Below are 12,736 nucleotides of genomic sequence, written 5' to 3' on the forward strand. Positions count from 1 at the left end.
TTCCTATCATTACTTCTGGTAACGGCTGACTGCACGATTGTGCTGCTCCAGCGTCTCTGAAAACTCTGACGTACCATCGCCGCGCGCCACGAAATAGAGTGCCTGCGATTTGGCCGGATGCAGCACTGCTTGCAACGCGGCCACGCCAGGCAGCGAGATCGGTGTCGGTGTCAGCCCACCGCGCGTGTAGGTATTGTACGGAGTGTCGGCCAGCAAATCTTTCCGGCGCAGATTTCCGTCGAAGCGTTCGCCCAGCCCATAAATCACCGTGGGATCGGTTTGCAGCATCATGCCGATGCGCAAACGGTTCTCGAACACCGATGCGATCATGGCTCGGTCTGAAGGTGCACCTGTTTCCTTCTCAACAATCGAAGCCAGTGTCAGTGCCTGATACGGCATATCGAAGGGCAGTCCCTGCTCGCGCGTTTCCCATTGTTCACTCAGATTGCGCTGCATCGCCTGATAGGCCTGCTTCAACACTGCTAGGTCGCTCTCGCCCTTGCTGAACAAATAGGTATCAGGAAAGAACAGGCCTTCAGCCTGCGTTTCGCTGGCACCGATGCGGCGCAGTATCTCGGCTTCGCTTAGATTCACACTGTCGTGCACCACGTCTGGGCTGGCATTCAGCGCCGTGCGCAACTGACGGAAGCTCCAGCCCTCGATCACACTGAGCTGCGCCATGCTGACTTCGCCGTTGCTCAACATCTCCAACAAACGCAAAGGCGTCACCGGCCGAGTTAGCTCGTAACTACCCGCCTTGAGCTGCTGCGCCTTGCCGAGTGCGCGCGCCAGCAGAGTGAAGGGAAGCTCAAGTTGTAGCACACCCGCCTCGCTCATCTGGTGAGCGGCAGACTTCAGGCTGCTACCGGGCTTGAGCGTGAAGCTGATCGGGGCCTGCACCAAAGTCAGCGGCGTCATCACGTAATAGCCCGCCAAGCCGCACAGAACAACGATCAACAACAGAATGCGCTTCATGCAGCCAATTCCAATTGTGCGGCCAAGCGGCGGGCCAGTGGAAACTCGCACCAGTGTTTTCCGACCAGCTCTCGCACCGGCCACAGACCGAACACGCTATTGCACACCAGCACCTCGTCCGCTGTCAGCACCTCATCCAAGGTCATATCTCGTACTTCCAAAGACTGACCGCTTTGTAGCGCCCATTCGATGATGCGCTGGCGCTGTACTCCGGCGACACCGCAGCGCGACAACTCGGGCGTAAGCAACACATCGTTGTGCCAGCAGAATACGTTGCTACGCACACCGCCGATGACGTGCCCGGCCCCGTCCAGCAACAGGCCTTCCGCAATGGCAGGATCGTTCCACTCGACAGCGGCCAGCACGTTCTCCAGCCGGTTGAGGTGCTTGATCCCTGCCAATCGCGGCTGCGCCGCAAGACGCAACTGGCACAGGTGCAAGCGCACGCCCTGCTCCACCCATTCAGGTGGATAGATCGGTGCTGGCGAGAAGCTAAAAATACGTGTAGGCATGGGCGCATCAGACGGTGCATAGCCGCGCTTGCCCACGCCCCGTGTCAGGGTCAGACGCACTACACCATCCGGCTGCTCCCAAGCGAGTTGCTCGATCTCGGCTTCGAGCAGATGCACGTCTGGGCAGGGCAGCAGCAAAGCAGCACAGTCTTGCTGGAGTTTTTGATAATGGTGCGACCAATGAACAATGCGCCTGTCGAGCAGGCGCATTGTGCGAAAGACGCCGTCGCCATACATCAGGCCACGGTCGGCTGCGCTGATCGATTCACCGGGCAGGCCGTTGATCAGCATGAGTCAGATCAGATCTTGCGGAACACCAGCGAGCCGTTGGTTCCACCGAAGCCGAAGTTGTTGTTGACCGCCACATCGATCTTCATATCGCGAGCGGTGTTGGCACAATAGTCCAGATCGCACTCGGGATCTTGCTCGAAGATGTTGATGGTCGGGGGCGACACCTGATGATGCACGGCCAATGCACAGAATAAGGATTCAATCCCGCCTGCACCGCCCAGCAAGTGACCGATCATGGACTTGGTCGAGTTCACCACCAGCTTGCTGGAGTGATCGCCAAAAGCCAGTTTAATGGCTTCAGTCTCATTCTTGTCGCCCAGCGGGGTAGAAGTGCCGTGCGCATTGACGTATTGCACCTGATCAGGATTGACCTCAGCATTGCGCAAGGCATTCAACATGCTGCGCTTTGGCCCATCGGTGCTCGGTGCAGTCATGTGGTAAGCGTCGGCACTCATTCCGTAGCCCGCCAGCTCCGCATAGATACGTGCGCCACGTGCCTTGGCATGTTCGTACTCTTCCAACACCAGCACGCCCGCGCCCTCGCCCATGACGAAACCATCACGCCCCTTGTCCCAAGGACGAGAAGCCGTAGCCGGATCATCATTGCGGGTGGAAAGTGCACGAGCAGAAGCGAAACCGCCCACCGCCAACGCAGAAATCGTTGCTTCAGCGCCACCTGCGACCATCACATCAGCATCGCCGTACTCGATCATCCGAGCCGACTCACCGATGCAATGCGTACCCGTGGTACACGCCGTGACCACCGCCAGATTCGGCCCTTTCAGTCCAAACATGATGGACAGGTTGCCGGAGATCATGTTGATGATAGTGCCGGGAATGAAGAACGGTGAGATCTTGCGCGGACCGGCTGCGAGGTAATCGTCGTGAGTCTCTTCGATCATCGGCAAACCGCCGATGCCGGAGCCGATGTTCACTCCGATGCGCTCAGCATTCTGCTCGGTAACTTCCAGACCAGAATCCTTGAAGGCTTCGATGCCAGCCGCCAATCCGAAATGGATGAAACGGCCCATGCGGCGGGCATCCTTGGCGGGCAGGAACTGGGTGACATCAAAGTTTTTGATCTCACCCGCCACCTGACAAGCGAATGCAGTCGGGTCGAAGTGCTCGATCCGGCTGATGCCGGACTTGCCGTTAACGATATTTTGCCAAGTTTCGGCAACCCCGATACCAACTGGGGTAACCGCTCCCAAGCCAGTGATAACTACTCTGCGTCTTGCCAAACTAGACTCCGTTCCTGCAACCGAATGAGAGGTTGTTACTTTTGATTAGCGTTAACGTAGTCAACAGCCTGTTGCACGGTAGTGATCTTCTCAGCTTGATCGTCCGGGATTTCGCACTCGAACTCTTCTTCTAGCGCCATCACCAACTCAACGGTATCCAGAGAATCTGCACCCAAGTCATTGACGAAAGAGGATTCGATTTTGACTTCAGACTCGTTGACACCCAGTTGCTCGGCAACAATCTTCTTAACGCGCTGTTCAATGCTAGACATGTATTTCTCCCTAACTCAAATTAACAACTAAAAAAGGCTGCGGCATTCTACCAAACTTACCGCATTTTCCAAAATTACCTTATTCCATCACCATGCCGCCATTGACGTGCAGGGTCGCTCCGGTGATGTAGGCCGCACCGGAGCCAGCTAGAAACGCAGCTGCGGCAGCGATGTCGGACACCTGCCCGAGACGACGCAGGGGCACATTCTCAACCAATTTAGCTTTCTGTTCTTCGCTCAAACCATGGGTCATATCAGTATCGATGAACCCTGGGGCGATGCAGTTCACCGTGATATTGCGACTACCGACTTCGCGTGCCAACGACTTGGAAAAGCCAACCATCCCCGCCTTGGAAGCGGCGTAGTTGGCTTGCCCTGCATTGCCCATACTGCCCACCACCGACGAGATATTGATGATACGACCGGTACGAGCCTTCATCATGGCACGCAGTACAGCACGACTCAGGCGGAACACCGAGGTCAGATTGGTGGCGATGATGTCGTCCCACTCCTCGTCCGACATCCGCGCCAGCAGGTTGTCGCGAGTGATGCCAGCGTTGTTGACCAAGATGCCGATCTCGCCGAACTGAGAACGAATCGCACCCAGCACGTGCTCGACTTGCGCCACGTCATTCACGTTCAGAGCCATACCAGCCCCCTTGACACCTGCCGCCGCCAGATATTCACCGATAGCCGCCGCACCCTTTTCAGTGGTGGCAGTACCAACCACGGTGGCACCCAACCTCCCCAACTCCAGAGCGATCGCCTGCCCGATGCCGCGCGATGCGCCAGTCACCAGTGCAACCTGTCCTTGCAAACTCATCTTCGTCTCCTTATGCCAGCGCAGCCAACGCTGCCTGAATTGCGGCGCTGTCGTTGAGCGCCAACGCTTGTTGATTGGTATCGATACGCTTATTCAAGCCCGCCAAAACCTTGCCCGGTGCGCACTCGGCGTTGATCGTCACGCCCATGCCGCCGAATGCCTGCACCGTCTCGACCCAGCGCACCGGTGAATACAACTGACGCACCAGCGCGTCGCGGATACTGGCAGCGTGGCTATAGCTGGCGACATCGGCGTTGTGCAACACGGGAATGCTGGCTGCTTGCACGGCCACGCCATCCAGATAACTACGAAGACGCTCAGCCGCACCCTTGAGAAGCGCGCAATGCGATGGCACACTCATCGGCAACATGATGGCGCGTTTCGCGCCCTTAGCCTTAGCCAGCTCCATGCCACGCTCCACCGCAGCACGGTTGCCCGCGATCACCACCTGCCCCGGGGAATTGAAGTTCACCGCTTCCAGCACCTCACCTTGCGCGCCTTCGATACAGACAGCGCGCACGCTGTCGTCATCCAACCCAAGAATCGCGGCAATGGCACCCACACCTTCCGGCACCGCTTGCTGCATACACTCGGCACGATAGCGCACCAACGGCAGTGCATCACGGAAGCAGATCGCCCCGCCCGCCACCAGCGCGGTGTACTCACCCAGACTGTGACCTGCCAACACGGCTGGCTGCGGTGCATTCAAAGACTGCCAAGCGCGCCAGACGGCAACGCCCGCCGTCAACATCAACGGCTGCGTGTTCACGGTGGAATTCAGTTCAGCGTCCTCGCCTGCCTCGACCAGTTGCCATAAGTCTTGACCCAGCACGTCGGAAGCTTCAGCGAATGTCTCACGCACCACAGCGAAATCGGCGTAGCCGTTCATCATGCCGCGCGATTGGGAACCTTGCCCGGGAAATACGAAAGCGAATTTAGTCATAACAACAGTCGTTAGTTGGTAGTCATTAGTCGTCAGTTAAAACACGCCCGTCAACCAGCGACGGGCAGCTACTTCACCAGCTCAGTAGCACCGCACCCCACACAAAACCACCACCCACCGCCTCCAGCAAAACCTTTTGGCCGGGTTTGATCTTGCCGGAACGAACGGCGCTGTCCAACGCCAGCGGAATCGAGCCAGCGGACGTATTGCCATGCTGAGCGACGGTCAACACGACCTTGTCCATGCTGAGGCCGAGCTTCTTGGCGGTGGCTTCGATGATACGAATATTAGCCTGATGGGGCACCAACCAATCAATGTCGGCATAGCCCAACTTAAGGTCGGCCAGCAGCTCATCGACCACTTCCGCCAGCACTTTGACTGCGAATTTGAACACCGCCTGACCATCCATGTACATAAAGGGCGAGCCTTCGATCTTGCCGTGTCCGATGCGCGCATCGGCCTTCAACATGCCGCGATGGCGACCATCGGAATGCAGCTTCGCACCCAGTATGCCCGGTGTTTCTGACGCTTGCAGAATGACTGCTCCCGCCCCGTCACCGAACAATACGCAGGTACTGCGATCATTCCAGTCAAGCAAACGGGTCAGCGCTTCAGCACCGACCACCAGCGCAGTCCGCGCTTGCCCAGCACGGATATACAGGTCTGCCGTATTCAGCGCAAAAACGAAACCACCGCACACCGCTTGCATATCGAATGCAGCACCGCCAGTACGAATGCCTAGCTTGTCTTGCAAGATGCAGGCGGTGCTCGGAAAAATCTGATCGGGCGTGGTTGTAGCGACGATGACGAGATCGATGTCTTCAGGCTTGACGCCCGCCATCTCCATCGCGCGCAGACTCGCCTGTAGCGCCAGATCGCTGGTCAGCTCCTGTTCGGCAGCCACATGACGCTCGGCGATGCCGCTACGGGTGAAAATCCAGTCGTGCGTAGTATCTACGATCTTCTCGAGATCGTAGTTGGTCAGCACTTTTTCGGGCAAATAACTACCGGTACCGATAATCCTTGAATACATCAGGCCACCTCTTTTGGTTGGCGCGCGAGATGCCACTTCTCGACGTGTTCGCTAATATGCTGCAACATGCCGCCACGCACTTCCTCAGCAGCTCGCTCAATGGCACAACGGAAAGCGTAAATATCAGCTGAACCGTGGCTCTTCACCACAATACCGCGCAAACCCAAGAAGCTCGCGCCGTTATAACGACGATGATCGACGCGATGCTTGAATGCTTTTAGCACCGGCATCGCAATCGCTGCCATCGCCTTAGTAAACACGTTGCGATTGAATTCCTCGCGCAGAAAACTGCCTAGCATCTGAGCCAGACCTTCGGTCGTCTTCAGCGCCACATTGCCGACGAACCCATCACACACCACGACATGGGTAATGCCCTTGAAGATGTCGTTACCTTCCACGTTACCGTAGAAATTGAGGTCGCTTTCCTGCAACAGCTTGGCCGCCTGCTTAACCACTTCGTTGCCCTTGATATCTTCGCTACCGATGTTCAACAAGCCGACGGAAGGATTGTCGATATGATCGACGGCACTGACTAAGGTCGATCCCATCAAGGCAAACTGCAACAGGTGCTCAGCATTGCAATCAACATTAGCACCGAGATCGAGCATGCAAACCTCGCCCTTGACCGTAGGCAGGAACGAGGCGATCGCCGGACGATCAATACCGGGCAACGTCTTCAACACGTAACGAGCGGTCGCCATCAGCGCCCCCGTATTGCCGGCACTGACGCAGGCTCCCGCCTGAGCCTCTTTGACCAGATTGATCGCCAAGCGCATGGACGACTGCTTCTTATTGCGCAAAGCCAGCTGCGGCGACTCATCCATCCCCACGACCTCAGTCGCGTGATGAACCATCAGGCGTGAACTCTGCGAGACATTCAATACCTGAAGTTCAGCCTGAATCTCCACCTCTAAGCCCACTAGAATGATGGTGTCTTCTGGATGCTGCTGTAAATACTGAACAGCAGCGGGTACGGTGACTTTGCTACCATGATCACCACCCATGGCATCAATCGCTAAGGTAACCCCCACTTTACAGCACTCCCAGATTCAATAGACAGAACAAAGCCCGGCCTGCTACGCAACGACCGGGCTCAGCGAAACGGTGGGAATCAATCACCCTTGGTCTTAACGACCTTCTTGCCGCGATAGAAACCTGTCGGGCTGATGTGGTGACGCAAATGAGTTTCACCAGTGGATGGCTCAATCGCTGTCGCCGGGCTGGTCAGGAAATCATGCGCACGGTGCATCCCACGCTTGGATGGGGACTTCTTATTCTGCTGAACTGCCATTTCGTACTCCTAAAAATAAATAAACTACTTACTCTTCAATCCTGCCAGCACAGCAAACGGATTCGCTTCCGGCCGACTCAATCCCGCACTATTCGCCTCACATTCACCCTCGGCATGGCGCGGGGCGAATGGCAACGCCAACAATAATTCATCCTCGATCAATCCTGCCACATCTAACTGTGGTGACGCAGCGATACTATCGAACTCTTCGTCCTCATCTGCAAACTCATCCAGCTCGCCTTCCGCCAAATGCAAACGCGACATCAGCAACACAGGGAAAGTCATCGCTTCTAAGCAACGCTGGCAGCGGGGCTGACAACCACCTTCCAGCAACAACTCCAGCATGAGCTTCTCGTCTTTACTCTGGAAGCCGCGCAGATGAAAAACGATGTTTCCTTCCTGCGTAGCCAATACATCCTGCAGACGCGACAACGCAGAAACCGGCAACTCACCGCGTAACTCCTTGCCTTGACGGGCAAATTCCAGACTATCGATGAAAGGCTGTGCAAACATGAGGCGCGCATGATATATATTTCGCCCTCCCCTGTCAAAAATCACGGAAAAATTTTGAATTCTCAGCCGCTTGTTCTTGCCTCGACCTCCCCTTACCGTTGCGAACTCCTGTCGCGCCTGCGCATTCCGTTTGAGACCGCTGCGCCCGATGTGGACGAAACGCCGTTGCTCGGCGAGTCTGCCCGCGAAACTTCGCGCCGCTTGTCGCACGAAAAAGCGCTGGCTGTCGCCAGCCGCTTCCCGAATGCCCTGATCATCGGATCCGATCAAGTGGCACTACTTGATGGCCAGCAGATCGGCAAACCTGGCAATCACGACAACGCCGTACGCCAGTTACAAGCCATGCGCGGCAAAACCGTCGTTTTTTATACCGCACTCACTTTACTCAATGCCCGCAACGGCGAGATACAGACTGAAGTAGCCGAGAATCGCGTCAGCTTCCGCCAACTTAGCGACGAAGAAATTGAGTCCTACCTACACTTAGAGCAACCCTACAACTGCGCCGGCAGCGCCAAGTCTGAAGGGCTAGGCATCGCCCTCATCCAACGCATGGAGGGCGACGATCCTAACGCATTGGTCGGCCTACCATTGATCCTGCTAATCTCCATGCTAAAAAATCAGGGCGTCAGCCTATTTTAATGCTTCACACGCCGCCTGATTTTAGTTAGGATGCCAACTGATTACGAAACTTCCATCTAGCAACACCCCAAACAACCCTAGAAATAAGCGAGAAAAATCATGAGTGAGCACATTAGTTATGTGACAGACCAGAGCTTTGCAGCTGACGTGTTGCAATCACCGATCCCCGTACTAGTTGATTACTGGGCAGAATGGTGCGGCCCTTGCCGCATGATCGCCCCGATTCTGGAAGAAGTCGCCAAAGATTACGCCGGCCGTCTGGCCGTGGCCAAACTAAACGTGGACGAAAACCAAGCCACGCCTCAGAAATACGGCATCCGCGGCATCCCCACATTGATGTTATTCAAGAATGGCAACATCGAAGCCACCAAGGTTGGCGCTTTATCCAAGTCGCAACTCACTGCTTTCATTGACAGCCACATCTGAACCATTTAACCTCGCGCCTGCATTCACCCCGCTGCACGACCAAACCAATACAAACAGCGGCAATGCGGGCGCTTCCCGTCTGATTCACCATTCCCCGGTTTCAACCTAAGTAGCCTCCATCCATACCCACACCATGCACTTATCCGACCTCAAGACCAAGCACGTCACTGAACTCGTCGAAATGGCCGTCGCCAACTCCATCGACAACGCCAATCGTATGCGCAAGCAAGATCTGATCTTCGCCTTGCTGAAGAACCAAGCCAAGAAGGGCGAAAGCATCTTCGGCGACGGTACACTAGAAGTGCTGCCGGACGGCTTCGGATTCCTACGTTCGCCAGACACCTCATATCTGGCAGGCCCAGACGACATCTATGTCAGCCCCAGCCAGATCCGCCGCTTTAACTTGCACACAGGCGACTCGATCGAAGGCGAGATTCGCACGCCCAAGGATGGCGAGCGTTACGTAGCTCTAGTCAAGGTCGATCGGGTCAATAGCGAACCGCCAGAGAACGCCAAAAACAAGATCCTGTTCGAGAACCTGACGCCGCTTTTCCCAAGAGAACCGCTCAAGCTGGAGCGTGATATCAAGTCCGAGGAGAACATCACCGGACGCATCATCGACATCGTCGCTCCCATCGGCAAGGGACAGCGCGGCTTGCTGGTCGCCTCGCCCAAGTCCGGCAAGACGGTGATGCTGCAACACATCGCACACTCCATTTCGGCGAACAATCCCGATGCAACCTTGATCGTACTATTGATCGATGAGCGCCCTGAAGAGGTGACGGAAATGACCCGAACCGTGCGCGGAGAGGTAGTCGCCTCCACTTTCGACGAGCCCGCCACCCGTCACGTACAGGTCGCTGAAATGGTGCTGGAAAAAGCCAAGCGCTTAGTCGAACACAAAAAAGATGTCATCATCCTGCTCGACTCGATCACTCGCTTGGCGCGCGCCTACAACACCGTCATCCCCTCCTCCGGCAAAGTATTGACCGGCGGCGTCGATGCCAATGCGCTGCAAAAACCCAAGCGTTTCTTCGGCGCGGCGCGCAACATCGAAGAGGGAGGCTCGCTGACCATCATCGCTACCGCGCTGGTCGATACCGGCAGCCGTATGGACGACGTGATCTACGAAGAATTCAAGGGTACCGGCAACATGGAGATCCATCTGGATCGCCGCATGGCCGAGAAGCGCATCTACCCAGCGATCAACGTCAACCGTTCCGGAACCCGCAAGGAAGAGCTACTGATCAAGGCCGACATCCTGCAACGCATCTGGGTGCTACGCAAGCTGCTCTACCCGATGGACGAATTGGACGCGATGGAATTCCTGCTCGACAAGATCAAGGCGACCAAGAACAACGCCGACTTCTTCGATTCGATGCGCCGTTAATCCGCACCTGATCGAAGCGATGAACCGCCCCTCTTTGGCGATCGTGGTGGCGATGGCGCAGAACCGCACCATCGGCATCAATAATACCCTGCCTTGGCGCTGCCCAGAAGACCTGAAGCACTTCAAGGCACTGACTATGGGGCATCACCTCATCATGGGGCGAAAAACCTTTGATTCGATCGGCAAAGCATTGCCGGGACGGACTACTGTTGTAGTGACACGAAATACCACATGGTCGGCGGAAGGCTGTATTGCAGCTCACTCATTGCAGCAAGCAATCGACGCCTGCAATGGTGATAACTCTGCCTTCATTGTGGGCGGGGCGGAGCTGTATGCTCAGGCATTGCCACTGGTCGAGACACTCTTCATCACCGAGATCGACCAAATCGTTGACGGCGATGCCTACTTCCCCTCTTTTTCTCGCACAGAGTGGATAGAAACCGAGCGTAGGAGCAGCGCGCAGGAAACCCCTCAGCCGTTGCACTACGATTTTGTGACGTACCGTAGAAAGCCGACTAATTAGCGGCACGAAAGCGAATCTTCTTGCACCACAAAGAGGATTCTGTTAATAAAGCGCGTTTTGTAAATTCCCCTGATTCTGGAGACGTAAATGCCTCAACCCAGCAAGCCTGTTGCCCCGTACAAACCCAAGAAGGGTGAAGCCTATATGAGCCCAGCTCAGCTTGAGCACTTCCGCACCATGCTGAACGGCATCAAAACTGAACTTAGCCAAGACATCGACCGCACCGTGCATACCATGCAGGACGAAGCCACCGTGTTCGCCGACCCGAACGACCGTGCTAGCCAAGAGTCTGACATGAGCTTGGAGCTACGCAACCGCGACCGCGAACGCAAGCTTATCAAGAACATCGACAAGATTCTGATTCGCATCGACGAGGGCGACTACGGCTATTGCGACAAATGTGGCATCGAAATCGGCCTAAGCCGCTTGGAAGCCCGCCCGACTGCCACACTCTGTATCGACTGCAAAACGCTGGAAGAAATCCGCGAAAAACAGATGGCGCGCTAAATCGCACGCATCAAATAGACAGGCCGCAGAACGCGGCCTGTAATCAATCCTCCCGCACAAACAAGGCGATCGACTCGACGTGCGAGGTATGCGGAAACATATTCATCACACCTGCTTCACTCAACTTGTAGCCATGGTTTTGCACCAGCAGGCCTGCATCACGCGCCAGCGTCGCTGGATTACAGCTCACATAGACGATGCGCTTAGGCGCGGTCTCTGGCGTGATCGCCTTGACCAGTTCAATGGCTCCATCTCGCGGCGGGTCGATCAGCCAACGGTCGAACTTGCCTAGTCTGACCAAAGCAACCTCGTCCATCTCGAACAAATTCATCGCCATGAAATCGGTATTTGCCGACAAACCATTGTGCGCAGCATTCTGCGCGGCACGTTTCACCAGCGCTGCACTTCCCTCGATACCCAACACCTGAGCGCCGCTGCGTGCAATCGGCAGCGTGAAATTGCCCAAACCACAGAAGAAATCGGCAATGCGTTCGCCTGCCTGTGGTGCCAGCAGTCGTATAGCGCGATGCACCATCACCCGATTAAGCTGGTGATTCACTTGGGTGAACTCAGTCGGTGCGAACGGCATCTCGATGCCGAACTCAGGCAAGGTGTAAGTCAGCGCAGGCGCGTCCAGCGGATAGAACGGCTGTACCGTTTCCGGCCCCTTGGTCTGCGTCCAGAACTGCACCTTGAACTCGTCAGCGAAAGCGCGCAGTTCGACTTCATCCTGACGGCTAAGTGGCTCTAGGATGCGCAGCACCAGCGCATCGACGTTGTCGCCGCAAGCCACCTCAATCTGCGGCAGCTTGTCACGAATAGAAAGTCTGTCCATCAGCTGCACCAAGTCCGTCAGCATGTAGCCGATCTTGGGCGGCAAGATTTCGCAGTGGGTCATATCGGCCACATAGCTACTGCGTTTTTCGTGGAACCCGACGATGGTCTTGTTCTTTTTGATGACGTGCTTCACCGATAGCCGCGCACGCTGGCGATAGCCCCAAATCAGCCCGTGCATAGGCGGCAAGATAGTCTCTGCCTTGACCTTGCCGATGTGCCACAGATTGTCTTCCAGAATGCGCTGCTTGGCCGCAACTTGGCCACGCGCGTCCTGATGCTGCATCGAGCAGCCACCACACACACCGAAGTGCTGACACTTGGGCTGAACGCGCATGAACGATGATTTAAAAATCTGGCCGATCTGCGCCATCTCGAAATTCGGCTTCTTGCGATAGGATGAATACGTCACGCGCTCGCCCGGCAAGGCACCTTCGATGAAGATCGTTTTTCCTTCGTACCGCGCAACTCCACGCCCTTCGTAGTCGAGCGACTCAACCGCTACCTGATGTATTTCCGCCAT

Annotated in this window: 16 protein-coding genes; 5 read left to right on the plus strand and 11 right to left on the minus strand. The window is 56.1% G+C overall.

Annotation, left to right across the window (positions count from 1 at the left end; genetic code table 11):
- Nucleotides 1–9: 9 nt before the first annotated feature.
- The 10 genes from mltG to OYT1_RS08790 all read right to left on the minus strand — a co-directional run bounded on the left by mltG (nt 10) and on the right by OYT1_RS08790 (nt 7,894).
- A complete protein-coding gene (gene mltG, locus OYT1_RS08745; RefSeq protein WP_062625995.1) occupies nt 10–975 on the minus strand; it encodes an endolytic transglycosylase MltG in 966 nt (321 codons plus the stop codon).
- Nucleotides 972–1,778: an aminodeoxychorismate lyase gene (gene pabC / locus OYT1_RS08750; protein WP_062625996.1), complete on the minus strand. Its 807-nt coding sequence runs from the start codon at nt 1,776–1,778 to the stop codon at nt 972–974. The genes mltG and pabC overlap by 4 nt, the downstream gene beginning before the upstream one ends.
- 8 nt (nt 1,779–1,786) lie before the next feature.
- Nucleotides 1,787–3,019, minus strand: a complete 1,233-nt coding sequence (fabF, locus tag OYT1_RS08755) for a beta-ketoacyl-ACP synthase II (RefSeq protein WP_062625997.1) — start codon at nt 3,017–3,019, stop codon at nt 1,787–1,789.
- Nucleotides 3,020–3,054: 35 nt separating this feature from the next.
- The gene (gene acpP, locus OYT1_RS08760; protein ID WP_062625998.1) at nt 3,055–3,291 is read right to left on the minus strand and encodes an acyl carrier protein; all 237 of its coding nucleotides are present in this window, start codon (nt 3,289–3,291) and stop codon (nt 3,055–3,057) included.
- A 79-nt stretch (nt 3,292–3,370) separates the two neighbouring features.
- On the minus strand, nt 3,371–4,114 hold the full coding sequence (gene fabG / locus OYT1_RS08765) for a 3-oxoacyl-ACP reductase FabG (RefSeq protein WP_062625999.1): 744 nt from the start codon (nt 4,112–4,114) through the stop codon (nt 3,371–3,373).
- 10 nt (nt 4,115–4,124) lie between these two features.
- Nucleotides 4,125–5,057, minus strand: coding sequence for an ACP S-malonyltransferase (gene fabD, locus OYT1_RS08770; protein ID WP_062626000.1), 933 nt, complete (start codon nt 5,055–5,057; stop codon nt 4,125–4,127).
- A gap of 73 nt (nt 5,058–5,130) precedes the next feature.
- On the minus strand, nt 5,131–6,090 hold the full coding sequence (locus OYT1_RS08775; protein ID WP_062626001.1) for a beta-ketoacyl-ACP synthase III: 960 nt from the start codon (nt 6,088–6,090) through the stop codon (nt 5,131–5,133).
- Nucleotides 6,090–7,121, minus strand: a complete 1,032-nt coding sequence (plsX, locus tag OYT1_RS08780; RefSeq protein WP_062626002.1) for a phosphate acyltransferase PlsX — start codon at nt 7,119–7,121, stop codon at nt 6,090–6,092. Before plsX ends, OYT1_RS08775 begins: the two co-directional genes overlap by 1 nt.
- 80 nt (nt 7,122–7,201) lie before the next feature.
- Nucleotides 7,202–7,381, minus strand: coding sequence for a 50S ribosomal protein L32 (gene rpmF, locus OYT1_RS08785; protein WP_062626003.1), 180 nt, complete (start codon nt 7,379–7,381; stop codon nt 7,202–7,204).
- A 24-nt stretch (nt 7,382–7,405) separates the two neighbouring features.
- Nucleotides 7,406–7,894 carry a YceD family protein gene (locus tag OYT1_RS08790; RefSeq protein WP_062626004.1) on the minus strand — a complete coding sequence of 163 codons (489 nt, stop codon included), beginning with the start codon at nt 7,892–7,894 and terminating at the stop codon, nt 7,406–7,408.
- Nucleotides 7,895–7,948: 54 nt separating this feature from the next.
- Between OYT1_RS08790 and OYT1_RS08795 the strand changes: the two genes are divergently transcribed.
- The 5 genes from OYT1_RS08795 (at nt 7,949) to dksA (ending at nt 11,379) form a co-directional block, all read left to right on the plus strand.
- Nucleotides 7,949–8,533: a Maf family protein gene (locus OYT1_RS08795; RefSeq protein ID WP_408608768.1), complete on the plus strand. Its 585-nt coding sequence runs from the start codon at nt 7,949–7,951 to the stop codon at nt 8,531–8,533.
- 99 nt (nt 8,534–8,632) lie between these two features.
- Entirely contained in the window at nt 8,633–8,959 is a 327-nt protein-coding gene (gene trxA / locus OYT1_RS08800) for a thioredoxin TrxA (protein WP_062626006.1), read from the plus strand.
- Between the two features lie 133 nt (nt 8,960–9,092).
- Nucleotides 9,093–10,349 (plus strand): transcription termination factor Rho, encoded by a 1,257-nt coding sequence (gene rho, locus OYT1_RS08805; protein WP_062626007.1) that lies wholly within the window; start codon nt 9,093–9,095, stop codon nt 10,347–10,349.
- Nucleotides 10,350–10,368: 19 nt separating this feature from the next.
- Nucleotides 10,369–10,872 carry a dihydrofolate reductase gene (locus tag OYT1_RS08810; RefSeq protein ID WP_062626008.1) on the plus strand — a complete coding sequence of 168 codons (504 nt, stop codon included), beginning with the start codon at nt 10,369–10,371 and terminating at the stop codon, nt 10,870–10,872.
- Nucleotides 10,873–10,959: 87 nt separating this feature from the next.
- A complete protein-coding gene (gene dksA, locus OYT1_RS08815) occupies nt 10,960–11,379 on the plus strand; it encodes an RNA polymerase-binding protein DksA (RefSeq protein WP_062626009.1) in 420 nt (139 codons plus the stop codon).
- A 43-nt stretch (nt 11,380–11,422) separates the two neighbouring features.
- Here the strand turns inward: dksA and rlmD are convergent, their stop codons facing one another.
- Complete coding sequence (gene rlmD, locus OYT1_RS08820) at nt 11,423–12,736, minus strand: 23S rRNA (uracil(1939)-C(5))-methyltransferase RlmD (protein ID WP_062626010.1); 1,314 nt, start codon at nt 12,734–12,736, stop codon at nt 11,423–11,425.

This window comes from Ferriphaselus amnicola (assembly GCF_000974685.2).
Classification (GTDB): domain Bacteria; phylum Pseudomonadota; class Gammaproteobacteria; order Burkholderiales; family Gallionellaceae; genus Ferriphaselus; species Ferriphaselus amnicola.

Excerpts from the sequence above, each read along its gene's own strand:
- mltG (WP_062625995.1), bottom strand. The coding sequence starts at position 975 with ATGAAGCGCATTCTGTTGTTGATCGTTGTTCTGTGCGGCTTGGCGGGC.
- pabC (WP_062625996.1), bottom strand. The coding sequence starts at position 1,778 with ATGCTGATCAACGGCCTGCCCGGTGAATCGATCAGCGCAGCCGACCGT.
- acpP (WP_062625998.1), bottom strand. The coding sequence starts at position 3,291 with ATGTCTAGCATTGAACAGCGCGTTAAGAAGATTGTTGCCGAGCAACTG.
- fabG (WP_062625999.1), bottom strand. The coding sequence starts at position 4,114 with ATGAGTTTGCAAGGACAGGTTGCACTGGTGACTGGCGCATCGCGCGGC.
- fabD (WP_062626000.1), bottom strand. The coding sequence starts at position 5,057 with ATGACTAAATTCGCTTTCGTATTTCCCGGGCAAGGTTCCCAATCGCGC.
- OYT1_RS08775 (WP_062626001.1), bottom strand. The coding sequence starts at position 6,090 with ATGTATTCAAGGATTATCGGTACCGGTAGTTATTTGCCCGAAAAAGTG.
- rpmF (WP_062626003.1), bottom strand. The coding sequence starts at position 7,381 with ATGGCAGTTCAGCAGAATAAGAAGTCCCCATCCAAGCGTGGGATGCAC.
- OYT1_RS08790 (WP_062626004.1), bottom strand. The coding sequence starts at position 7,894 with ATGTTTGCACAGCCTTTCATCGATAGTCTGGAATTTGCCCGTCAAGGC.
- trxA (WP_062626006.1), top strand. The coding sequence starts at position 8,633 with ATGAGTGAGCACATTAGTTATGTGACAGACCAGAGCTTTGCAGCTGAC.
- rho (WP_062626007.1), top strand. The coding sequence starts at position 9,093 with ATGCACTTATCCGACCTCAAGACCAAGCACGTCACTGAACTCGTCGAA.
- OYT1_RS08810 (WP_062626008.1), top strand. The coding sequence starts at position 10,369 with ATGAACCGCCCCTCTTTGGCGATCGTGGTGGCGATGGCGCAGAACCGC.
- dksA (WP_062626009.1), top strand. The coding sequence starts at position 10,960 with ATGCCTCAACCCAGCAAGCCTGTTGCCCCGTACAAACCCAAGAAGGGT.
- rlmD (WP_062626010.1), bottom strand. The coding sequence starts at position 12,736 with ATGGCGGAAATACATCAGGTAGCGGTTGAGTCGCTCGACTACGAAGGG.